The sequence below is a fragment of the Paraburkholderia xenovorans LB400 genome, from assembly GCF_000013645.1.
GTDB lineage: Bacteria > Pseudomonadota > Gammaproteobacteria > Burkholderiales > Burkholderiaceae > Paraburkholderia > Paraburkholderia xenovorans.
In genome coordinates this window covers 841945-860575 of sequence record NC_007951.1, presented here as the reverse complement: position 1 = coordinate 860575, position 18631 = coordinate 841945, and the positions used below count along the sequence as shown (strand labels likewise).

The 18631-nt window shown below is 63.9% G+C and carries 17 protein-coding genes; 13 read left to right on the top strand and 4 right to left on the bottom strand.

All coding sequences use genetic code 11. The features are described 5' to 3' along the window. Positions 1-598: 598 nt before the first annotated feature. From BXE_RS03700 to ureG, 9 genes are all read left to right on the top strand, one after another. Positions 599-2068 (top strand): sialate O-acetylesterase, encoded by a 1470-nt coding sequence (locus BXE_RS03700; protein ID WP_233518826.1) that lies wholly within the window; start codon positions 599-601, stop codon positions 2066-2068. Positions 2069-2121: 53 nt separating this feature from the next. Next, positions 2122-3210 (top strand): acyltransferase family protein, encoded by a 1089-nt coding sequence (locus BXE_RS03695; protein WP_011487083.1) that lies wholly within the window; start codon positions 2122-2124, stop codon positions 3208-3210. 247 nt (positions 3211-3457) lie between these two features. Next, positions 3458-4261 (top strand): transporter substrate-binding domain-containing protein, encoded by an 804-nt coding sequence (locus BXE_RS03690; protein ID WP_007175989.1) that lies wholly within the window; start codon positions 3458-3460, stop codon positions 4259-4261. Positions 4262-4436: 175 nt separating this feature from the next. Then, positions 4437-4739 carry an urease subunit gamma gene (ureA, locus tag BXE_RS03685; RefSeq protein ID WP_011487082.1) on the top strand — a complete coding sequence of 101 codons (303 nt, stop codon included), beginning with the start codon at positions 4437-4439 and terminating at the stop codon, positions 4737-4739. Positions 4740-4777: 38 nt separating this feature from the next. Continuing rightward, positions 4778-5083 carry an urease subunit beta gene (locus BXE_RS03680; RefSeq protein ID WP_007175991.1) on the top strand — a complete coding sequence of 102 codons (306 nt, stop codon included), beginning with the start codon at positions 4778-4780 and terminating at the stop codon, positions 5081-5083. A gap of 53 nt (positions 5084-5136) precedes the next feature. Then, complete coding sequence (gene ureC / locus BXE_RS03675; RefSeq protein ID WP_011487081.1) at positions 5137-6843, top strand: urease subunit alpha; 1707 nt, start codon at positions 5137-5139, stop codon at positions 6841-6843. Between the two features lie 2 nt (positions 6844-6845). After that, complete coding sequence (gene ureE / locus BXE_RS03670) at positions 6846-7523, top strand: urease accessory protein UreE (RefSeq protein WP_011487080.1); 678 nt, start codon at positions 6846-6848, stop codon at positions 7521-7523. Continuing rightward, positions 7510-8190, top strand: coding sequence for an urease accessory protein UreF (locus BXE_RS03665; protein ID WP_007175994.1), 681 nt, complete (start codon positions 7510-7512; stop codon positions 8188-8190). Before ureE ends, BXE_RS03665 begins: the two co-directional genes overlap by 14 nt. 11 nt (positions 8191-8201) lie before the next feature. After that, positions 8202-8855, top strand: a complete 654-nt coding sequence (gene ureG / locus BXE_RS03660; protein ID WP_007175995.1) for an urease accessory protein UreG — start codon at positions 8202-8204, stop codon at positions 8853-8855. A 35-nt stretch (positions 8856-8890) separates the two neighbouring features. On the opposite strand, the gene waaA is transcribed toward ureG, so the two are convergent. From waaA to BXE_RS03640, 4 genes are all read right to left on the bottom strand, one after another. Next, complete coding sequence (gene waaA / locus BXE_RS03655) at positions 8891-10210, bottom strand: lipid IV(A) 3-deoxy-D-manno-octulosonic acid transferase (protein ID WP_011487079.1); 1320 nt, start codon at positions 10208-10210, stop codon at positions 8891-8893. 67 nt (positions 10211-10277) lie between these two features. After that, positions 10278-11162: a Kdo hydroxylase family protein gene (locus BXE_RS03650; protein WP_007175997.1), complete on the bottom strand. Its 885-nt coding sequence runs from the start codon at positions 11160-11162 to the stop codon at positions 10278-10280. A 49-nt stretch (positions 11163-11211) separates the two neighbouring features. Continuing rightward, positions 11212-12213, bottom strand: coding sequence for a lipopolysaccharide heptosyltransferase I (waaC, locus tag BXE_RS03645; protein WP_011487078.1), 1002 nt, complete (start codon positions 12211-12213; stop codon positions 11212-11214). Positions 12214-12457: 244 nt separating this feature from the next. After that, positions 12458-13852, bottom strand: coding sequence for a phosphomannomutase/phosphoglucomutase (locus tag BXE_RS03640; protein ID WP_007175999.1), 1395 nt, complete (start codon positions 13850-13852; stop codon positions 12458-12460). A gap of 302 nt (positions 13853-14154) precedes the next feature. Here BXE_RS03640 and BXE_RS03635 point away from each other — a divergent pair, with 302 nt between their 5' ends. Genes BXE_RS03635 through galE form a run of 4 tightly spaced genes read left to right on the top strand, consistent with a single transcriptional unit; the run spans position 14155 to position 18467 of the window. Then, positions 14155-15417, top strand: coding sequence for an oligosaccharide flippase family protein (locus BXE_RS03635; RefSeq protein WP_011487077.1), 1263 nt, complete (start codon positions 14155-14157; stop codon positions 15415-15417). Beyond that, on the top strand, positions 15414-16244 hold the full coding sequence (locus tag BXE_RS03630; protein WP_011487076.1) for a glycosyltransferase: 831 nt from the start codon (positions 15414-15416) through the stop codon (positions 16242-16244). Before BXE_RS03635 ends, BXE_RS03630 begins: the two co-directional genes overlap by 4 nt. 39 nt (positions 16245-16283) lie before the next feature. After that, a complete protein-coding gene (locus BXE_RS03625) occupies positions 16284-17432 on the top strand; it encodes a glycosyltransferase family 4 protein (RefSeq protein ID WP_011487075.1) in 1149 nt (382 codons plus the stop codon). A 12-nt stretch (positions 17433-17444) separates the two neighbouring features. Further along, positions 17445-18467 (top strand): UDP-glucose 4-epimerase GalE, encoded by a 1023-nt coding sequence (gene galE, locus BXE_RS03620; RefSeq protein WP_007176003.1) that lies wholly within the window; start codon positions 17445-17447, stop codon positions 18465-18467. The last annotated feature ends 164 nt before the right edge of the window (positions 18468-18631 follow it).

Genomic DNA, 18631 nt, shown 5'->3' with positions numbered 1-18631 from the left:
TTGGCCTTTTCCTTTTCTTGTGATCTTTGTGGTTTATTAGGGTTGCCCCTGTGCGGGGCGGCACTCACTTTCTTTGCGGCCGCAAAGAAAGTAAGCAAAGAAAGCGGCTCACACCGCCAGCTCTTAAGCGGGGTCCCCGCGCAGTCACGGTAGTGGCTCATCTGGAATCTGTGTTCTCGCACATTCTGCCCCAGTGACAAGGCAGTCATTCTTCCGGCGGCGCTGCGCGCGCCGTCGCGGTCTTTGTGCTCGCAGACTTACTCGGTAGTCCGCTCTTTGCCGTGTCGTCCGTCCAGACTCTTGCGTGCGAGGTCGCACATAAGGTATGTGGTGATTCCCCTTACAATCGTCCGCGCAGATGAACGCTAAGGATCACTCAATGCGTTTCGTATACCCCGTCCTCCTCATGATCGTTTGTGGCGCGTGTTCGCAGCACGATAATCACTTCGCTATTTCTTCAGGAGATCGCGGTGTCGACAACGCAGTGATCGCCTGGAGAGATCAGTTTGATCCGCTGTGGCAATATCGCCGCACAACGTGCAGCACCAGGGCCGACGCGTTCTCTGACTTGAAAGGTCTGGTTCGGCAGCTTCTGCATGTGTCGACAGCAACTGCCTGTGACCGTCTAACGCTGTTGCCGGAAACCTACTATGCACACGTCGACGGCAATCAGGCTAGCGTGGTCGTGCAAAACGCCAATGGGCGACCTGGGAGCCAGGTCCGTTTTATTCTCGCTTCCTCGGCCGGCGGCTGGAAGGTGCGGGAAGTGTCGGCGGCAAGCGCCCAGTCTGCGGTGACTATCTTCGATGGGGCGCACGCAGGTTCCAGTGATGGGCGCGTCGAGCCGGCCTATTCGGCCTGGATTCCTCACGGCGCCGCGCCCTGGCAGATCACGCACGTTATTACCTATGGTCAATCGCTTAGTCAGGGGTTTTTTAATAAACCTGTTCTGTCCGTTGGACAGCGTTATTCGTCGTTGCGATTCAGCGGCGGTGTGCGGACTCAGGACGGCGTGCAAAGCGACGGCGAAGACGCGGCGTACCGGCAGTTCGTACCGCTAATCGAGACCCAATGGGGTGACAAGGCCGAGACGCCAACCAGCGGGACGCTGAATATGGCCATGCAGTTGATCGAACAGGAAAACCTGCAAAACCATATGAAGCTCCCCTACCGGTTCGTCGGGTCGGCACCGGGCGAGGGCTCGATGGATATCGCGACGCTGTCGCCACCGGGCCGCTATTACACGCGGCTGCTGCGCGATATCGCCCAGGGAAAGCGGCTCGCAGACGCTCAGGGCAAGACATATGGCGTCGGCGCGATCACATGGACTCAAGGGGAAGCCGATGATTCCATCAATACACCTGTTCCGGCTTATATCGCCAGGCTGAAAACGCTGCGGGCCGACGTCGATCGGGATGCAAAGGCGCTCACGGGACAGAAGCAGGACGTGGAGATGATCACGTATCAAGTGGCCACGAATCGCCATTTCGATCAGCCGTATCCGCATATCGCGCTTGCGCTTCTACAGGCGAGCCACGAAGATCCGCACATTCATCTGGCCGTGCCAATGTATCTCTTTCGGTATGTGGACGGCGGACATACCGATAATCGCAGCACGGAATGGATGGGCGCCTATTACGGACTGGTCCTGAAGAGGATTCTGATCGACCAGGAAACGTGGAAGCCGCTCGAACCGCTGGCCTGGCAGCGCGCGGGCGCTACGGCCACGCTGCGCTTCAATGTTCCCGCCCCGCCTCTCAAATGGGATACGACGCAGGTTGCGGGCAACTCGGACTACGGTTTTTCACTGCGTCTGCCATCCGGCACCTTGCTGCCGATCCGGTCAGTGTCGATCACCGCCCCCGACGAAGTGCGAATTACCGCCCAGTCGCCTATCCCTGCCGGTACGCACGTCGAATATGCATTCAATGGTGTCGGCGTCGCAGGCAGCCGTTATGGTCCGCGTGGCAATCTGCGGGATTCGCAAGGCGACGCGATCCGCTTCAACGATGGACGCGAATCGATGCGTCTCGACAACTGGTGCGTGATTTTCGACGTGCAGCTTTAGCACTTCGTGAAGAGCCGGCCGCATCGCATGGAAACAGGAACCGGGACGAGGCAATGGTGAAAGAAGAGCGCATCAGAGGCGGTCAGGCTGTCTCCATTGTGGCGATCGTTTGCGCCGAGGCCATTCGCCGGGTCGTGGACGCCGGTTTTCTGCAGGACGGGCACGTGGCCCGTCTCATGAAAATTCTTCTGTACGCCGCGAGCACGCTTGGATATCCCACGCTCTTCTTCCTGTTCGGCTTGAGTACGGTGGCATGTTTGCAGCGCTCACGCGTCCACTTGCTGAAATCGGTCGCCCTGACCGTTCTCTATCCCTATCTGCTTTGGTCGATATTGCAGACGGGAGTGCAATGGTTCGTGGCCGAATATAGAGACTATTCCCTCCAGCAGATGGGACCGACTCGTCTGGCATGGGCGCCCGTTGGACAATTCTGGTTTCTCTACGCGCTTTTCATCTGCCAGATCGTTGCGTGCATTGCGGTGTGGCCACGGTCCACAACGTCCGGCAGTGCGTTGACGGCGGCGAATCGCGGCGTGCTTGCTGCACCGGCGGTTATCGGCGCCATCGTCGCGACGCGCAGTCACTGGGGCATCGTCACGATGACGTGTTGGGGACTTGTCTTCTTTCTGTCCGGCATGCTGTTCGCCTCCCGACGGAATGGGCAGAGTGAGCGCGCGGCTCCTGGCCTTCCCGTTGCGTTGGCCACGGGAATTGCTTTTGCAGCCGCCGCGACAATAGCGCAGCCTTTGGGCGACTACCTGAACATCTATTCGTTGCCCGTGAGTTTTCTGGGTATCGCAGCGGCCATTTCGATTGGGACGTGCCTGGCAACCTGGCAAAGCTCGCGCTGGATCGTCTCGCTTTGCTCGTCGTGGAAGCCGGTCTATCTGCTGCATGTGCTGGCAATCGCCGCGATCTGGAACGCGTTGCTGGCGCTCGGCATCCGTCAGCCGGTCGTCCACGTTGTGCTTGGTATTGCGGCCGGTCTGGCAGTACCGATAGCGATCCATCTGATCACAAAGCGCGCGGGAATCGCCGCCTGGGCAGGCTTCGAGGAACCGGCGGCAACGCGCTGCGAAGACACGGAGGTTTCGGATCTCGCGGCTCGGACTCAACGCAAGGCCGTCAAGTCACGTGCATGACGTCGGTCAATCGGGAAAGCCCAGGCAGTGTCAGGCATACACAGCGGCGCCTTTCACCGTCGTAAGACGAAGCGCGCACCAGGATGACGCATCGCGCCGCTTCAATTGCGTGCGCCCCATGTTCCAACGCCCGGCAAGCCCATGCTGCACCGTCATGGCACATACCTTGCATCGCCATTTCACACGATGCTGCCGCACCCTGACGGCAGCCGACCGGCTACGCGCCACCTCCGCTCACAGAACAAACATGACACGATCGACTCTTCGCCCCGCGCGTCGCGCCTGGCTCGCCGCACTGCTGCTCTCGCCCGTCCTCGCCATCACCGCGCCCGCCGCCCATGCGGACACACTCGATAACATTGCCAAGGCCGGTGTGCTGAAAGTCGCCGTGCCGGAAGACTATCCGCCGTTCGGTTCGGTCGGCGCGGACATGAAGCCGCAAGGCTACGACATCGACACCGCCGCGCTGCTCGCGAAGTCGATGAACGTGAAACTCGAACTCGTGCCGGTCAATAGCGCCAACCGTATTCCGTATCTACAAACGGGCAAGGTCGATCTGGTGATCTCGTCGCTCGGCAAGACGCCGGAGCGCGAGAAGGTGATCGATTTTTCGACCGCTTATGCGCCGTACTATCAGGGCGTGTTCGGTCCCGCCGACATCAAGGTCAGCGGCCCCGCCGACCTGACCGGCAAGACGGTCGGCGCAACCCGCGGCGCGCTTGAGGAAATCGGTCTCACGCAGATGGCGCCGAACGCGACCATCAAGCGCTTCGAGGACAACAACGCGACCATCGCGGCATTTCTCTCGGGTCAGGTGCAACTGATCGCCGCGGGCAATATCGTCGCGGCCGCGATCCTCGCGAAGAATCCGCCGCGCCGGCCGGAGCCGAAGTTCGTCATCAAGAATTCGCCGTGCTTCGTCGGCATGAACAAGAACGAGCCGCGCCTGCAGCAGAAAGTGAACGCCGCGATCGCGCAGGCGAAGCAGGACGGCACGCTCAATACGATGTCGAAGAAGTGGTTCGGCGCGCCGCTGCCGGCGGATCTGTAAGCGTGCCGTTAGGCGAAGTTGATACCGTGACTGGCTTATCCGGCATTGCACTCGTCATGGACTCATCCCGTGCGTAGCACGCGATCGCGGCCATGACGCGCAGCGCCTATCATTGTCGCAGCCGGTCCCGCACGGGACCGCCGCCACGACCGTCGCAACCCTACGCACATATTCGATGAAGCTGACACCTCGCGAGAAGGACAAGCTGCTGATCTTCACCGCCGCGCTGCTTGCCGAACGGCGCCGCGCGCGCGGCCTCAAACTGAACTACCCGGAAGCGATCGCCTTCATCACCGCCGCGCTGATGGAAGCGGCCCGCGACGGCAAGACCGTCGCCGAGGTGATGCACTACGGCACCACGCTGCTCACCCGCGACGACGTCATGGAAGGCGTGCCGGAGATGATCCCCGACATCCAGGTCGAAGCCACGTTCCCCGACGGCACCAAGCTCGTCACGGTTCACCATCCGATTCCCTGATCGCGGCAATCACAGCAATCACCATAAGGCAGGCCCAGATGATCCCCGGCGAACTCCTCATCGACGACGGCGAACACGAGCTCAACGCAGGCCGCGCCACCGTGACGGTGGTCGTGTCGAACACCGGCGACCGGCCGGTGCAGATTGGCTCGCACTATCACTTCTACGAAGTGAACGACGCCCTCGCGTTCGATCGCGCCGCCGCGCGCGGCTTCCGGCTGAACATCGCGGCGGGCACCGCCGTGCGCTTCGAGCCCGGCCAGGAACGCACCGTCGAACTGGTCGAACTGGCGGGCGATCGCATCGTCTACGGCTTCAACGGCAAGGTGATGGGCAAGCTCTGAAGCGCCACGCGCTCCTTCGCCTGAACCGCCCTGCTCATTTCCGGACCCACACCATGACCTTACGCATTGGCCGCCGCGCATACGCGGAAATGTTCGGCCCCACCACCGGCGACCGCGTGCGCCTCGCCGACACCGAATTGCTGATCGAAGTCGAGCGCGACTTCACCACCTACGGCGAAGAAGTGAAATTCGGCGGCGGCAAAGTGATTCGCGATGGCATGGGCCAGTCGCAACGCGTGCATGCCGACGTGGTCGATACCGTCGTGACGAATGCGGTGATTCTCGATCACTGGGGCATCGTCAAGGCCGACATCGGCATCAGGAACGGCCGTATCGCCGCCATCGGCAAAGCGGGTAATCCCGACATCCAGCCGAACGTGACGATCGCGATCGGCGCCTCCACCGAAGTGATCGCGGGCGAAGGCCTGATCGTCACGGCGGGCGGCATCGATACGCATATTCACTTCATCAGCCCGCAGCAGATCGAAGAAGCGCTCGCGAGCGGCGTGACCACGATGCTCGGCGGCGGCACGGGGCCGGCCACAGGCACGAACGCGACCACCTGCACGCCCGGTCCGTGGCATCTCGAACGCATGCTGCAGGCAGCCGACGGCTATCCGATGAATCTCGGCTTTCTCGGCAAGGGCAACGTGAGCCAGCCGCAGCCGGCGCTGGAGCAGATCGCCGCGGGCGCGATCGGCTTGAAGCTGCACGAGGACTGGGGCACGACGCCCGCCGCGATCGACAACTGCCTTTCCGTGGCCGACGACACCGACACCCAGGTCGCAATCCACACGGACACGCTGAACGAAGCGGGTTTCGTCGAAGCAACGGTGGCCGCGTTCAAGGGCCGCACGATCCACACGTACCACACGGAAGGCGCGGGCGGCGGCCACGCACCAGACATCATCAAGGTGTGCGGCGAGGCGAACGTGCTGCCCTCGTCGACCAATCCGACGCGCCCGTACACCGTCAACACGCTCGAAGAACATCTCGACATGCTGATGGTGTGCCACCACCTGGATCCGTCGATCGCGGAAGACATTGCGTTCGCCGAATCGCGCATTCGCCGCGAAACCATCGCCGCCGAAGACATCCTGCACGACCTCGGCGCGCTGTCGATGCTGTCGTCGGATTCGCAGGCGATGGGACGTGTGGGCGAAGTGATCATCCGCACGTGGCAGACCGCGCACAAGATGAAGGTACAACGCGGCGCGCTGCCCGAAGACAACGCGCGGCACGACAACTTCCGTGCGAAGCGCTACGTCGCCAAGTACACGATCAATCCGGCGATCACGCACGGTATCGCGCATGAGGTCGGTTCGATCGAGCCGGGCAAGTGGGCCGATCTGGTGTTCTGGGAGCCGGCGTTCTTCGGCATCAAACCGTCGCTGATCCTCAAGGGCGGCATGATCGCGATGGCGCAGATGGGCGACCCCAATGCATCGATTCCGACGCCGCAGCCGGTGCACTATCGCGAGATGTTCGCGACACGCGGCGGCGCATTGAGCCGCACGTCGCTCACCTTCGTCTCGCAGATGGCCGCCGACGCCGGCGTCGCCGAACGCTACGGCCTGAACAAGCGTATCGTTGCGGTCAGGAACTGCCGCAACATTTCGAAGGCAGACATGATCCACAACGCGTGGCGTCCGGCAATCAGCGTCGATCCGGAAACCTATCAGGTGATCGCCGACGGTCAGTTGCTGACCTGCGAACCGGCCACCGTGCTGCCGATGGCGCAACGCTACTTCCTGTTCTGACCATGCGCACCATCGACAAACTGATTGCACCGCATCTGAAGCTCGCGCCCGTGCTGGTGAAGCGCGCACCGACCTTGACGCTGGCGTTCGACGACCGGCGCAAGAGCCGCCTCGCGGCCACGCTCGACAGCGGCGAAGAAGTCGCGCTGCTGTTGCCGCGCGGCACCGTGCTGCGTGACGGCGATGTACTGGTCGCGGACGACGGCGGCCTCGTGCGGGTGATCGCCGCGCCGGAAGCGGTACTCTACGTGCGCGCGAAAGATGCATTGACGTTGACTCGCGCCGCGTATCACCTCGGCAATCGCCACACGCCGGTGGAAGTCGGCGCCGATTATCTGAAGCTCGAATTCGATCCGGTGCTGGCCGATATGCTCAAGCGCATCGGCGCGACCGTCGATCAGGTCTCGATGCCGTTTCAGCCGGAATCGGGCGCGTACGGCGGCGGGCATAAGCATGGTCACGACGAAACGTTCGCCGAAGACTATGCGTTAGCGCAACAGGTGTTCGGCGAGCATCATGGTCATGAGCATTCTCATGACCACGAGCATGGACATAGTCACGCGGCGCATGAGCATTCGCACGGCCATGACCATACGCACGGTCACGACCACGATCACGGCGATCACGTCCACGACGAATCGTGCGGCCACGGGCATCACCACCATCATGCGCATCGCTGAACTGACGGCGCTGCTGCACCTTGCGTCGCCGGCGCTGCCGATCGGCGCATTCAGCTACTCGCAAGGCCTCGAAGCCGCGATCGAAGCGCAACTGATCACCGATGCCGACTCCGCCCGCGAGTGGATCGCCAGCGGCTTGACCGACGTGCTCGCGCGCGGCGAACTGCCGTTCCTCGCGCATCAGATGGAACGCTGGCGCACGCACGACGCGGAAAGCCTGCGCGTTGCCAACAGCGAATTCCTGGCGAGCCGTGAATCCGCGGAATTGCGCCGCGAAACCGAGCAGATGGGCTGGTCGCTGCGGCAGTTGTGTGTATCGCTGGAATGGGGCGATGCCGACCGGCGCGCGACGCTCGCCTCCATGACGCCGCTCGCTCAACCCACCGCATTTGCGTTCGCCGCCTACGCCCACGACGCCGCCGTCGACGCCACCCTCGCCGCCTACGCGTTCAGCTGGGTGGAAAACCAGGCGGCCGCCGCGCTCAAGGCCGTGCCGCTGGGACAACTTGCCGGGCAACGCATCATCGTCGCGCTGCGCGAGCCGATCGATGCCGCGGTAACGCGCGCTCTCGCCACATCGCCGGACAACATCAACACCTTCGCGCCGCAACTCGGCATTCTGTCGGCGCGCCACGAGTCGCAGTATTCGCGGCTCTTTCGCTCTTAACACGATCCATCATGAACGCACCTCATCATCCCGCCCACTCGACCGTCCGCACGAAAAAGCTGCCGCCGCTGCGCGTGGGCGTCGGCGGCCCGGTCGGCTCGGGCAAGACCACGCTGCTCGAAATGCTGTGCAAGGCGATGCGCGAACAGTACGACCTCGTCGCCATCACCAACGACATCTATACGAAAGAAGACCAGCGGCTGCTGACGGTGGCGGGCGCGTTGCCGGCCGAACGGATCATGGGCGTCGAAACGGGCGGCTGTCCGCACACGGCGATCCGCGAGGACGCGTCGATCAATCTCGAAGCCGTCGACCGTATGCTCACGCGTTTTCCGGACGCGGATATCGTGTTCATCGAATCGGGCGGCGACAACCTCGCGGCGACATTCAGTCCGGAACTGTCGGACCTGACGATCTACGTGATCGACGTGGCCGGTGGCGAGAAGATTCCGCGCAAGGGCGGCCCCGGCATTACGAAGTCCGATCTGCTCGTGATCAACAAGACGGACCTGGCGCCGATGGTCGGCGCGAATCTCGAAGTGATGGCCGCGGACGCGAAGAAAATGCGCGGCGAGCGGCCCTTCGTGATGTGCAATCTGAAGGCGCTCGACGGGCTGGACGTGGTGGTGAAGTTTATCGAGAAGAAGGGGTTGTTGAAGGTTTGAGGCCCGGGTGCAATGACGCCTTTTGCACCCCGCCCTCACTCCACCTCCGGCAACAACGCCATCAACACATCCACGGTCCGCGCGGTCGCGCCGCGGTGACGCGCGGCGAACGCCGAAGCCGCGCCGCTCATGGCCAGTCTTCTGGCCTTGTCGCCGAACAATTCGCGTAATGCCCGCGCCAGATCGGCCGGATCCTGCACCTGAACCGCGGCGCCCGCCGCCACGGCATCCGCAGTGGCCTGCGTGAAGTTGAACACGTGCGGCCCGATCAGCACCGGCACACCGACCGCGCACGCTTCGATCAGATTCTGCCCGCCCAACGGCAGCAAACTTCCGCCGATGAACGCCAGATCCGAAGCCGCATAGTAAGCGCCCAACTCGCCCATCGAATCGCCCAGCAGCACGTTCACGTGTGCGGGCAAAGCCGGCAAACCGCCGCTCGCGGACACCGCCGCCGAGGCAACCTTCGCATCCGGCGCCCAGGCCGAACGCCGCTCGAGCCGCAGCCCGGCTTTCTCGACCAGCCCCGCGACTTCGTTGAAACGTTGCGGATGACGCGGCACCAGAATCAGCAGCGCGTTGTCGATGCCGAGCGCCGCGAACGCCTGCAGCACCAGTTCCTCTTCGCCCTCGCGCGTGCTCGCCGCAACCCACACCGGACGCGCGCCGATCGCCGCGCGCCACGCATGCCCGCGCGCGGCCAGTTCCGGCGGCGTGGTCATGTCGAATTTCAGATTGCCGAGCACCGCCGCGTTGCGCGCGCCGAGCGCGGTCAGCCGCTCGGCATCCGACGGACTCTGCGCCAGCACACGCGCAAAGCCGCCGAACACGTCTTTGGTCGCACTGCCGAACTTCGCCGCGCGCTTATACGAGCGCGCCGACATCCGCGCATTGGTCAGCACCAGCGGCACGTCCGCGCGACGGCATTCGTCGATCAGCGTCGGCCACACTTCGGTTTCCATCACCAGACCGAGCGACGGCCGCCATGTCCGCAAAAACCGCCGCACGGCATGCGGCATGTCGTACGGCAAATAGCTGCGCAAAACGCGGTCGCCGAAAATCTGCTCGCCGGTGGCGCGCCCGCTCGGCGTCATGTGGGTCAACAGAATGCGTGCGTCTGGACGCGCCTTCATCAACGCTTCGATCAGCGGTTGCGCGGCGCGCGTCTCGCCCACCGACACCGCGTGCACCCAGATCAGCGGCGCATTGTCTTCAGGCAGCCGGCCGCGCGAGTAACCGAAACGCTCGCCGATATGCTCGCGATAGCCGCGCTCCTTGCGCGAGCGGATCATGAGGCGCAGCACGGCCAGCGGCGCGATGATCCACCAGAGCGCGCGATAGACGGTCCTCAGCATCGGCACTCCGCGTGCCTGAACGGAGAAGCCGACGCGCCGAACGAAACCGCAAAACGGACCGCGGCGCTCAAACCAGCGCCCTGCCCTTGAGGCGTTCGAGAATCCCGAGCGGCGCACATTCTGGCTGCACCATCGCCTTGACGGGCAGGAAGAAGGTCTGCTCCAGCATGAACTGGCCGGACATCACCGCGTGCGAGGTCTGGTCCGAGAAGCACACCCAGACGCTGCCGGGCGGAAACGGCATGGTCTCCTGCGGACTCGACTTCTGATAGTCGAGGTCGGCCTTCATGCCGTCGTGCAGATGCAGCATCAGATGGTCGTACTCGCTGCGCGGCGATTTGGTCACGTGCAGCAGGTTCAGCAGCCAGGCCGAGCCCGGCATCTGCGGCTTGATGCGCGGCAGGAAGCGTTTGGCCATGTCCTCGAACGGTTCGCCGACACGCCACACGCGCGGCGCGCCATGCGGATTGACGTTGGTGAACACGCGCAGAATGCGCTCGCCGTAGTTCGGCCGCGAAGGAAAGGCGTCCACGTGCAGGCGGCTATCGTCTTTGCGCCACGAGGTCTCGCGCGTTTCCACCTGGTGCAGCCGCAGGCTGGTCGGCGCCACACGCAACCGGCCGTTGTATTCGGGAAAGAGCCCGTCCACCAGCGTGCGCGCATTGGCCTGATAACGTGCGATCAACGCGCGCACCGCGGATTGCGTGACGGCGTCGCCGGCCACGCCGTGCAACGCGCCGCCATTCGGTTCGAGGCTGATGTTCTTGCGGTTCGGGTCGGCGAGCGCGGGGTCGAGCAGCGCCTGCTCGCCGCCTTCGATCGGGAAGCGCAGATTCGGGAAATACAGCACTTTGCCGCGTTCGACGCCGGCGAGCAGCGTCTCGCGCGGCACGGACAGGTTGCGCCCGTGCCAGTCGGCGTTCGCTACTTCGATGATCTGGGTTTCGTTCATGATCGCCCTTGAAAACGGTTGGAGCGCAAGGCGAAGCGCCCCGGACGTGTTACAGCAGGCCGAAGCCCGCGAGTGCCGACTTCACCTGTTGCAGCGTGGGCGGCTGTCCGGCCGTGCCGAGATTGACGACGTTCGGCGACCAGTAGCCGCCGGTGCGCCACGCGGTGGCGAAATTGTACAACTCGATGGTCGGGCGCTTCAGCGCCGCGGCGATGTGAACCAGACCTGTGTCAACTCCGACGGTCGCGGCCGCGCCTTCGATCAGCCCGACCACGGCCGGCAACGAGAGCTTCGGCGGCACGATGGCCGCCGCGCCGAATTCCTTGGCGAGGCGCTCGCTGGTGGCGCGTTCCGCCTCACTGCCCCACGGCAGCACGATCGACGCGCCGCGCCGCACCAATGACTGCCCCAACTCGATCCACGCGGTGTCCGGCCACTGTTTGTCGGCGCGCGAGGTGGCGTGCACGAACACCACATACGGCACCGGCAGGTTCAGATTCGCCTCGGACAAAGCCAGCGCGGCCCGCCCGGTGTCGATGCCGAAGTCGATGTGGTCGGTGGGTTGCGGCGGCGGGTCGTTCAGCGCCGCGGCCACCAGTTGGCGCGTACGTTCCACCACGTGGGTGCGCGGCTCGATCGGCACGCGCCTGTCGTAAAAGAAGCGCACCGGCCATTCGAAGCCCGCGCCGTCGGTACGGTTCGCGAGGCCGACCAGCGGCCCGCGCGCCATGTTCGCCACCCATGCGGTCTTGATGAGTCCCTGGCAGTCGATCACGAGATCGTAGTTTTCGGCGGCGAGCGCGCGGCGGAATGCGCCAATCTCGCGCCAGTTGTCCAGCGACAGAATGCGCTTGCGCCAGCGCCGCAGGGACACGGGAATCGCCCGGCGCACGCCGCTCACGAGTTGCACCAGCCCCACGAAGCTCTCTTCGACGAGCCAGTCGATCTGAGCCTCGGGGTGGCGGCGCCGGATGTCGGCGATCACCGGCATGTTGTGGACGACGTCGCCCAACGACGACACCCTCACGATCAATATCTTTTGCACGCTCAAGAGTGGGAAAACCGGCTGTCCGGCCCGAAGATGCGTTGAGAGAGCCCCGAACCTGTCGTTTCGCGCCAGGCCCCCGGGCAAGGGACGAGAAAAACCTGGGGCGGCCCGGCGTTTTCTCAGGGGGACGGCAATTCTAGCGCGTTGCATGTGAATCGCATGAAAAAACGCGGCGCGGTAAAAGAAACCCGCGCCGCGTTCGACGGCGGACCGCGGTTCAAATCGAACCGCGCCGCCGCTTCAGCGTTCAGAACGGCAGCTTCGCGTCAGCCTTCTCCGCGAGGATCACGCGGCGGAAGTCTTCCTGAATGCGCTTGAGCGCCGCGTCGTTATCGGCTTCGAAACGCATCACCACGACCGGCGTGGTGTTCGACGAACGCGCAAGACCGAAGCCGTCCGGATATTCGACACGCAGGCCGTCGATCTTCACGACGTCGTCCGCGCCGGTGAACTTTGCGTTCTGCTGCAGGCGCGCGATCAGTTCGAAGTTTTCGCCTTCTTCGAGCTTCAGTTGCAGTTCGGGCGTGGAGTTCGAGTTCGGCAGCGAGTTCAGCAGCTGGCTCGGATCCGCCACGCGCGTGAGGATTTCGAGCAGACGCGCGCCCGTGTACAGGCCGTCGTCGAAACCGTACCAGCGGTCCTTGAAGAACACGTGGCCGCTCATTTCGCCGGCGAGCGGTGCGCCGGTTTCGCGCAGCTTGGCCTTGACGAGCGAGTGGCCGGTCTTCCACATGAGCGGCTCGCCGCCCTTGTCCTTCACCCACTTCGCGAGGTTGCGCGTGCACTTCACGTCGTAAATGATCTGCGCGCCCTTGTTGCGCGACAGCACTTCTTCCGCGAACAGCATGAGCTGGCGGTCCGGGTAGATGATCTGGCCGTCTTTGGTGACTACGCCCAGGCGGTCGCCGTCGCCGTCGAAAGCGAAGCCGATTTCAGCGTCCGTTTCCTTCAGCGCGCGGATCACGTCCTGCAGGTTTTCCGGGTGGGCCGGGTCCGGGTGATGGTTCGGGAAGTTGCCGTCGATCTCGGTGAACAGTTCGACCAGTTCGCAGCCGAGCTTTTTGAACAGCTTCGGCGCGAGGCCGCCGGCCACGCCGTTGCCGGTGTCCACCACGATCTTGATGGGGCGCGCGAGCTTGATGTCGCTCGCGATGCGATCGAGATAGGCCTCGGCAATGTCGTACTCGGTGTACGTGCCGCTGCCTGCCGAAAAGTTCTCGTCGACGATGCGCTGATGCAGCGCGAGAATCTGTTCGCCGTAAATCGCCGCGCCGCGCAGGACCATCTTGAAGCCGTTGTAGTCCGGCGGATTATGACTACCCGTCACGACGATGCATGAATCGACGCGGCGCTCGCCGCCTTCGAGCTTCAATGGCACGCTGGCCGCGAAATAGCCGACCGGAGTGGGCACCATGCCGACGTTGACCACGTCGACACCGGCCGCGCGCAGGCCGTCCGACAGGGCCTGGATCAGTTCGGGACCCGACAGGCGGCCGTCGCGCGCGACCACCACGGCGTCGCCGCCTTGCGCCCGCACTTCGCTGCCGAACGCGCGGCCGATCGAACGCGCTGCGTCGGCGTCGAGCGTCTTGCCGATTACGCCGCGAATGTCATATGCCTTGAAAATAGACTTGGAGATCATGTTGGCTCACTTGCGTGCAATGGAAAATTTTGACCGGCGCACCGGCGATGAATCGGTAAAACCCCAGCGATGCGCCCTTGCCGGAAGCGATCCGGTTCCAACTTATAATTGCGCTTTTCAGACCAGCCTTATAACGCCATTCTAATGCTTAGACGCCCTCCAATTGTAAAGTTGCCGATACACTCGGCTGGGTGGGCAAACGTGCGCACCGCGCCGCTCGGGGCGTTCGGGCCGCGCGTGCTATCGGCGCCGTCGGCACAAGCGGCGCAAGCGGCGCAAGCGGACCGCCGGGCCTCCACCGGATGCTGACGCTCAAACGCTTCGCCAATCCGGACGTCACGCGCGCCTTCACGAATATCGTGTGGCTCGGGCTGGAGCGGCTCACGCAGATCGGCGTGGCGATCGCGATCAGCGGCATGCTGGCGCGCTACTTCGGGCCGGACATCTTCGGCAAATGGCAGTACGCCAACACGCTGCTGCTGGTGCTCTCGCCCATCACCTGGGTGTGCGGCGCGGAGATCCTCGTGCCCACCATCGTCAACCGGCCGCCGGCGCAACTCGGCACCGTGCTCGGCAGCGCCTTCGCGCTGCGCATTTCGGTGTCGGCCGCGGCCCTGTTGCTCACATGGCTCGGCATTGCCCTGCACTTCTTCGAGCCGCTGGTCGGCGCCATGCTCGCCGGCCTCGCCGTGACCATGCTGTTTCGCGAGCCGTTCGTCGGCGTGATCAACGCGTGGCTGCAAAGCATGACCTACAGCAAGCCGCAGTTGCTGACCAGCATGAGCACCGCGGTACTGAAGGCCGCTCTTGTCTATCTGCTCGTGCGCGCGGCGGCCACGCCCGCGCGCTTCGGCTGGCTGTGGGCGCTCGAATCGGCGGCGATTGGCGCCGTGCTCGTGATCTACTACATCGGCCGGCATGGCGGCAAGCTCGGCTGGCATCTCGACCGGGCGCTCTTCAGGCATTTCGCGAGCGCGGGCACCGTGTTCTGGCTCGGCCTGATCTGTATGTACCTGTTCCTGAAGCTGGATCGGCTCATGCTCGAACGGGCCATTTCGTTCGCCGACCTCGGGCGCTATTCCGCCGCCCAGCAGTTGAACGAAAACTGGATCACGCTCGCGCTGATGCTCGCGCAGACCATCGCGCCCGCCTTCGTCTACCGCGTGCAGGACGCTGCCCAGCTACGCCGCAACATGTGGCGGCTCACCGCCATGACCGCGGCGCTGATGGTGGGCGGCGCGATCGTGCTGGACCTGCTGGCCGGCCTGATCATCCGCAGCGTGTTCGGGCCGCAGTTCGAAGGCGCGATCGGGATTTTCCGTTGGGCCGTGTGGCTCTCCGTGCCGGCCGGCATCGAGGCGATCGGCAATCTGATCGTGCTCAAGTATCAGGCCAAATTCGTGTTGCTCTCCAAGTGGCTGCTCGCGCTGGCCGTCGCGTTCGTGGTCAATCTGCTGGCGATTCCGCGGCTCGGCGCTTACGGCGCGCTGGCGGGCCTCGCGGCCGGCTATCTGGCGGCGGCGTCGGTCAATCTTTATTACATCCGTTTCAAATTGCGCCCATGACGAACTCACCCGCCACCGCGCACATGACCCTCGACGACGTCGCGGTGCTGATACCCGCCTACAACGGCCAGGCCGACGTCGACCTCACGCTCGCGTCGTTCAGCGAAAGCGCGCCGGTGCACGTGCTGATCGTCGATGACGGCAGCACGCCGCCGATCGTCGCGCCGGCCATCGCCAACATGACGATCGAAGTGCTGCGCATGGCGCGGAACGGCGGCATCGAGCGCGCGTTGCAAACCGGCATCGACGTCCTTGCGCAGCGCGGCTTCCGCTATGCGGCGCGCATCGACGCAGGCGACCGCAGCGTGCCGCAGCGGCTCGCCAAACAACGCCTGTTCATGGAATTGCATCCGCGCGTGGCGGGCCTCGGCATGTGGACGCAAGTCGTCACCCGCGAAGGCAAGCCGCTTTTCATGCTGACGCCGCCCGCCGAACCGGACGCGATCCGCCGCTTGCGCTTTTTCCGCTCATGCCTCGCGCATCCTTCGATGATGCTGCGCATCGACGCCGTGCGCGCGGTCGGCAACTACCGCGCCGAGTACCGCTCCGCCGAGGACATCGATCTGTTCGTGCGGCTGATGCAACGCTACGACTGCGCGAACCTGCCGGAGCTCGGGCTCTACTACGAACTGAACGAAGGCGGCATCAGCGCCACTAAACGGCGCCGCCAGGTGAGCTCGACGCTGCGACTGCAACTGCGCTACTTCAACGTCGCCAATCCGTACGACTGGTTGGGCCTCGCCAAAAATCTGCTGCATCTGGTGACGCCTTACCGCGCGCTGCAACGGATCAAGCGCAGCCTGCTCACGTCGCGCGCGAGCCACTGAATCATTCGCCACCTCATTCACCGCCGAGTTCGTTCCCGCATGAAGCCTGCCCTGAAGTCGACGCCCGCGTTACGCATTACACTCGTCTGTAACACCGCCTGGGCAATCTATACCTACCGGCAAGGGCTGATCCGCATGCTGGTGGGGCGCGGCGTGGACGTGACGGTGCTCGCGCCGCGCGACCGCACGTTCGAACTGCTCGTGGCGATGGGCTGCCGCTGCATCGAGTTGCCGGTCGCCTCCAAAGGCACCAGTCCGCGCGACGACCTGCGCACGCTGTATGCGCTCTACCGGCAATACCGGTCGATCCGCCCGCACGTGGTGTTCCATTACACGATCAAGCCGAATATCTACGGGTCGATCGCCGCGAGGCTGGCGGGCGTGCAATCGGTTGCGGTCACAACCGGATTGGGCTATGTGTTCATCCAGCAGAGCCGCGCCGCCCAGGTGGCCAAAAAACTGTATCGTTTCGCCTTCCGTTTCCCGCGCGAAATATGGTTTTTGAATCGCGACGATCAGGCCGCGTTTGTCGAACAGAATTTGTTGGTGCATCCTGAGCGCGCGAGGTTGTTGCATGGCGAAGGCGTGGACCTCGAACAGTTCGCCTTCACGCCGTTGCCCGAGCGGGCCGATTACCGCTTCGTGCTGATCGGGCGGCTGCTGTGGGACAAGGGCGTGGGCGAATATGTCGAAGCCGCGCGGCGTTTGCGTGAACGTTATCCGCATGCACGGTTCCAACTGCTCGGCCCGGTGGGTGTCGACAATCCCAGTGCGATTACGCGCGAAGAAGTGGCGGCGTGGGAACGGGAAGGCATCATCGAGTATCTTGGGGAGGCGCATGACGTGCGGCCTTTCATCGCCGAAGCGGACTGCGTGGTGTTGCCATCGTATCGCGAAGGCGTGCCGCGCACGCTGATGGAAGCCTCGGCAATGGGCCGGCCCATCGTCACGACGGACGTGCCGGGCTGCCGCGAGGTGGTGGCGGACGGCGTCAACGGATTGCTGTGCGAGGCGCGCAATGCAGCAAGCCTCGCGGCCACGCTGGCGCGCATGCTCGACATGAGCGGCGCCGAACGGCGGGCCCTGGCTGAACGCGGCCGCAAGAAAGTCGCGGAAGAATTCGACGAGCGCGTGGTCGTCGAAATGTATAAGGACCTGGTGCAGAAAATGACGGGCGTTTTACTTTAACGGAGCAACAGCATGACCACGAAGGGCACGATTCTGGTAACGGGCGGCGCGGGCTTTATCGGCTCGCACACCTGTGTCGAACTGCTGAACGGCGGTTACGACGTCGTGGTAATCGACAATCTCGTGAACAGCAACCGCGAATCGCTGCGGCGCGTGGAAAAGATCACCGGCAAGGCGGTGACTTTCTACGAAGCCGACGCGCGCGACGAAGCGGCGCTCAACCGTATTTTCGACGCCCACCCGATCACGGGCGCGATTCACTTTGCCGCGCTGAAGGCGGTGGGCGAGTCGGTGGCCAAGCCGATCGAGTACTACAGCAACAACGTCGGCAGCCTGCTGACCTTGCTCGGCGTGATGCGCGAGCGCAACGTCAAGCAATTCGTGTTCAGTTCGTCGGCGACTGTCTATGGTGTGCCGAAAAGCTCGCCGATCGACGAGTCGTTCCCGCTGTCGGCCACCAATCCGTATGGCCAGTCGAAGCTGATCGCCGAGCAGGTGCTGCGCGATCTGGAAGTGGCCGATCCGTCGTGGCGCATTGCCACGCTGCGCTACTTCAACCCGGTCGGCGCGCATGAGAGCGGCCTGATCGGCGAAGATCCCGCCGGCATTCCGAACAACCTGATGCCGTATGTCGCACAGGTGGCGGTCGGCAAGCTCGAGAAACTGCGCGTGTTCGGCGGCGACTACGACACGCCCGACGGCACCGGCGTGCGCGACTATATCCACGTCGTCGATCTGGCGCGCGGGCATCTGGCCGCGCTCGACGCACTCGTCACGCGCGACGCCAGTTTCGTGGTGAACCTCGGCACGGGTCAGGGCTATAGCGTGATCGACGTGGTCAAGGCGTTCGAGAAAGCCGCCGGACGGCCGGTGCCCTACGAGATCGTCGCGCGCCGCCCGGGCGACGTCGCCTCGTGTTTCGCCGACCCGGCCGCCGCCGAAAAGATCATCGGCTGGCGCGCGCAGTTCGGTATCGAACGGATGTGCGCGGATCACTGGCGCTGGCAGTCCACCAATCCGCAAGGATTCGCGTGAGCTGAAGGAAGGTCGACGGCGGCGCGAAGGCGCCGCCTGGCAGGGGCGCCGCCGCCGTCGATTGAGGGATTGCACCAAGCGGGTAATTCCGAATATTACTAAAACTTTACGATTTCTATACTGGCTCACCGGTTGACGGTCAGGCTTCCTAAGAACGTTCGAAT

What these genes read in the sequence shown, in the direction of transcription:
- BXE_RS03695 (WP_011487083.1), top strand. Translation starts at nt 2,122, where the DNA reads ATGGTGAAAGAAGAGCGCATCAGAGGCGGTCAGGCTGTCTCCATTGTG.
- BXE_RS03690 (WP_007175989.1), top strand. Translation starts at nt 3,458, where the DNA reads ATGACACGATCGACTCTTCGCCCCGCGCGTCGCGCCTGGCTCGCCGCA.
- ureA (WP_011487082.1), top strand. Translation starts at nt 4,437, where the DNA reads ATGAAGCTGACACCTCGCGAGAAGGACAAGCTGCTGATCTTCACCGCC.
- BXE_RS03680 (WP_007175991.1), top strand. Translation starts at nt 4,778, where the DNA reads ATGATCCCCGGCGAACTCCTCATCGACGACGGCGAACACGAGCTCAAC.
- ureC (WP_011487081.1), top strand. Translation starts at nt 5,137, where the DNA reads ATGACCTTACGCATTGGCCGCCGCGCATACGCGGAAATGTTCGGCCCC.
- ureE (WP_011487080.1), top strand. Translation starts at nt 6,846, where the DNA reads ATGCGCACCATCGACAAACTGATTGCACCGCATCTGAAGCTCGCGCCC.
- BXE_RS03665 (WP_007175994.1), top strand. Translation starts at nt 7,510, where the DNA reads ATGCGCATCGCTGAACTGACGGCGCTGCTGCACCTTGCGTCGCCGGCG.
- ureG (WP_007175995.1), top strand. Translation starts at nt 8,202, where the DNA reads ATGAACGCACCTCATCATCCCGCCCACTCGACCGTCCGCACGAAAAAG.
- waaA (WP_011487079.1), bottom strand. Translation starts at nt 10,210, where the DNA reads ATGCTGAGGACCGTCTATCGCGCGCTCTGGTGGATCATCGCGCCGCTG.
- BXE_RS03650 (WP_007175997.1), bottom strand. Translation starts at nt 11,162, where the DNA reads ATGAACGAAACCCAGATCATCGAAGTAGCGAACGCCGACTGGCACGGG.
- BXE_RS03640 (WP_007175999.1), bottom strand. Translation starts at nt 13,852, where the DNA reads ATGATCTCCAAGTCTATTTTCAAGGCATATGACATTCGCGGCGTAATC.
- BXE_RS03635 (WP_011487077.1), top strand. Translation starts at nt 14,155, where the DNA reads ATGCTGACGCTCAAACGCTTCGCCAATCCGGACGTCACGCGCGCCTTC.
- BXE_RS03630 (WP_011487076.1), top strand. Translation starts at nt 15,414, where the DNA reads ATGACGAACTCACCCGCCACCGCGCACATGACCCTCGACGACGTCGCG.
- BXE_RS03625 (WP_011487075.1), top strand. Translation starts at nt 16,284, where the DNA reads ATGAAGCCTGCCCTGAAGTCGACGCCCGCGTTACGCATTACACTCGTC.
- galE (WP_007176003.1), top strand. Translation starts at nt 17,445, where the DNA reads ATGACCACGAAGGGCACGATTCTGGTAACGGGCGGCGCGGGCTTTATC.